Origin of the sequence: Planktotalea sp., from assembly GCF_039984035.1 — a bacterium.
Classification (GTDB): domain Bacteria; phylum Pseudomonadota; class Alphaproteobacteria; order Rhodobacterales; family Rhodobacteraceae; genus Planktotalea.
Genome location: NZ_JBDWVM010000404.1, coordinates 1 through 3393, shown reverse-complemented (window position 1 = coordinate 3393; position 3393 = coordinate 1). Strand labels below are relative to the sequence as shown.

5 protein-coding genes are annotated in these 3393 nt (G+C 55.7%); all 5 read left to right on the top strand.

Annotated elements, in window-relative coordinates:
- Positions 1–972: amidohydrolase family protein (locus ABJQ89_RS17685; protein WP_348497477.1), on the top strand; the 972-nt coding region annotated here is incomplete at its 5' end.
- The gene (gene plsY, locus ABJQ89_RS17680) at positions 973–1575 is read left to right on the top strand and encodes a glycerol-3-phosphate 1-O-acyltransferase PlsY (protein ID WP_348497476.1); all 603 of its coding nucleotides are present in this window, start codon (positions 973–975) and stop codon (positions 1573–1575) included.
- Between the two features lie 157 nt (positions 1576–1732).
- A complete protein-coding gene (locus ABJQ89_RS17675; protein WP_348497475.1) occupies positions 1733–2263 on the top strand; it encodes a MarR family transcriptional regulator in 531 nt (176 codons plus the stop codon).
- 60 nt (positions 2264–2323) lie between these two features.
- Complete coding sequence (locus ABJQ89_RS17670) at positions 2324–2767, top strand: hypothetical protein (protein WP_348497474.1); 444 nt, start codon at positions 2324–2326, stop codon at positions 2765–2767.
- Between the two features lie 38 nt (positions 2768–2805).
- Positions 2806–3165 carry a hypothetical protein gene (locus ABJQ89_RS17665; protein WP_348497473.1) on the top strand — a complete coding sequence of 120 codons (360 nt, stop codon included), beginning with the start codon at positions 2806–2808 and terminating at the stop codon, positions 3163–3165.
- The last annotated feature ends 228 nt before the right edge of the window (positions 3166–3393 follow it).

Here is a 3393-nt window from a genome sequence, read left to right as displayed (position 1 = left end):
CCCGAAGTGCTCGAATTCGTCCGCCGCCGCGCCAACGAAGCCGCGCCCGTCAACGTGCTCGTGATGGCCGCCCTGACCAAGGAGCGCGAAGGGCGCGAGATGACGGAAATCGGCTTTCTGCAGGATGCAGGCGCCGTGGCTTTCACAGATTGCGATCATGTGGTGCGCGACACCAAAGTCTACAGCCGCGCCCTCACCTACGCACGCAGTCTCGGTGCGCTGGTGATCGCCCATGTTCAGGAACCAACGCTCAGCAAAGGTGCTGCCGTCACCTCTGGAAAATTCGCTTCTCTTCGTGGTCTTCCAGCAGTGTCGCCCATGGCCGAACGCATGGGTCTTGATCGCGATATCGCGTTGATTGAAATGACCGGTGTTCGCTATCACGCCGATCAAATCACCACCGCCCGCGCCCTGCCTGCGCTTGAGCGCGCCAAGGCGAATGGTCTCGACATCACCGCAGGCGTATCGATCCACCACTTGACGCTCAACGAACTCGACGTCGCGGACTATCGCACCTTCTTTAAGGTCAAACCACCCCTGCGCTCCGAAGAAGATCGTCTTGCAGTGATCGAAGCTTTGGCCGAGGGCACCATCGACCTCATCTCCTCCATGCACACGCCGCAAGACGAGGAAAGCAAACGTCTCCCGTTTGAGGAAGCCGCCTCTGGCGCGGTTGCGATGGAAACACTGCTCCCCGCCGCGATGCGTCTTGTGCATAATGATCACATGGACCTACCCACACTCTGGCGCGCGCTCAGCCTAGCGCCTGCAAAACGTCTCGGCCTTGAAGCTGGGCGTCTCAGCGTGGGTGCCCCTGCTGATCTGGTTTTGTTTGATCCTGATGCACCCCTCATTCTGGATCGTTTCAAACTTAACAGTAAATCGAAGAACACTCCGTTTGACGGCGCAAAGATGCAGGGTAAAGTGATCGCAACCTATGTGGCGGGTCGCCAAGTATTTGAAAGGTCCTAAATGCCAGTCATCGAAACAGGTGCTTTCGCGCTGCTGATCTGGGCCGCGTTTGGCTATCTTCTGGGCTCAATCCCGTTTGGAATTCTTATCACAAAGGCCATGGGCCTTGGCGATCTTCGCCAAATCGGTTCTGGCAATATCGGCGCAACAAATGCGCTGCGCACGGGGTCCAAACCTGCGGCCCTTGCAACCCTCATCCTTGATGGGGCAAAGGGCGCAGTCGCGGCCCTCATCGCACGCGCGATGGCGGGTGAGGATGCGGCGCAAATGGCTGGCATGATGGCGCTCTTTGGGCATTGTTTGCCCGTCTGGCTGGGTTTTAAGGGTGGCAAAGGCGTCGCGACCTTCCTTGGTCTCCTGCTTGCACTCAGCTTCCCAGTTGGCGCAGCGTGCTGCGCGACTTGGTTGGTGATGGCAGTGCTCAAACGTATCTCTTCGTTGGCGGCTCTTGCTGCGGCGGGGACATCAACATTCTGGATGACCCTCCTTGGTTATCCTGAAGGTTTTGCGATGGGCGTGATTCTGACGCTCCTGATTTTCTGGCGTCACAAAGACAACATCAAACGGCTGCGCGCGGACACTGAGCCGCGGATCGGAAAATAGCGCACGCGCCTTTAACCACCTATTAATAAACAAAAATGACGCCCGTATGCATTGCTTGCGGGCGTTATTTTTTTCGAGAGCATCCGACAAACGCCACGAACATTGACAAAACTGTCATTTCTGTTATTTCTCTCATGACAGAAATGAAAGACATACCATGAACCTAACACCTGCCATGCAGAACTTTATCCTTCACTGGGGTGAGATGGGTACAAAATGGGGTGTAAACCGCTCTGTTGCACAGGTGCATGCGCTGCTTCACATTTCCCCTGACCCGATGACGGCGGAAGAAATTTGCGACACCTTGAACCTCGCACGTTCAAATGTCTCTAACGGGCTCAAAGAACTTCAGGCTTGGAAATTGGTAAAATCCCAACGCCAGCTCGGGGATCGGCGCGATCATTTTACATCGGTCCGAGACATGTTTGATCTGGTGACAGTTGTCGTCGAAGGGCGCCGCGAACGTGAGTTTGCACCGACACTGGCCGCGCTACGCGAGGTTCAAAAGGACGCTGAACGCGATGCGACACCTGCCAAAATTAGAGCGCGCATTGATGAAACGTTGGAAACCATGCAGCTCTTTGATGATTGGTACACAGACATCGCGCGCATTCCGCGATCGGTTCAGCTGACGTTGGTCAAACTGGGGGGGCGGATTGCCCGCTTCCTTCCCAAATCAAAGGAATGATCCAAAAATTTGCCTTAAAATTTCTGTCTTTACAGAAATAACCGCAAGAAAGGAAATGCCGTGAAAAACTTCCTACGCCTGCCCCGCCCTGTTTTACGCCCCAAGATCATACATCCACTGGCCTTCACTCTGGCCTTGGTCTGCGCTCCGTTGCTTGTCGCGCTTTTTGGGTTTTGGTTGTTCATTCCCGTCTTCGCGATTGCCTTTGGTGGCCCACTATATCTGGCGCTTGGAGTCCCCGCGCTGCTGTGGTTCATCCCGCGCTATGGGGTGAAAGCCTGGCAAATCGGCATTCTGGCCAGCTTGGTCAATCTGATCGGAGTGGCGGCGATTGCACTGGTCCTTTTGCAACTCGATTTGGGCATGGATGCAGACGATTTTCTGCGACTTTACGTGTTGGTTGGCACGCCTGTTGCTTTTGCATGGGGGCTGACTTTTGGTCTGCTGTATCCCGCCTTTGAGCGCAGCTTTGAACACAAGTTCGCACGCGCAGTCCCTGCTTAACCCAACAAAATTACTTCGACCCTAGAAAGGAAAACACTATGACTTTTCTCATACTCAGCTATGCGGCAATCGCCTTTGCCATGCTCGTCGCTTTGAGCGTCATGTTGCTCAGGATTGGTGCGATGATGGCCGATTGCCCTGTGAATGGCCCGCGCATTCAGATCAGCGCGATCACTATCGCCACCGGATTTGCTGCGATTGGTGCGGGCGGCATCGCGCTCATCGGGGCCGGTTTCATCGTGAGCCTGCCTGACACCAGCCTGTTTGGCTTGACAGCCGCCCTTGGCCTTGCGGCGCTGTGCCTTGGTCTTGGCTTTACCCAAGCGGTTGCAAACCTGCGCGCGATTGGTGAGCAATTGGCCGCGCCTGAGGCAGAGGTGATCGCGCCAGCGGCTTAACGCAAAGGAGGCGCCCCATTTGGTGTGGGGCGTCTTCGCGCTCTTGTTTGAGATTTCGCGCTACTTAGATAAGAGGTGAACCGAACGCCTGACATTTGCGGGTCATCTGCGGCGTCGAAATAGGGGTTTTTATGGCTGAATTGACGGGACAGGTTGCAATGATCACGGGCGCCTCTGCGCCCAATGGGATTGGCCGTGCGATTGCGCTAAGGCTCGCGCAAGACGGCG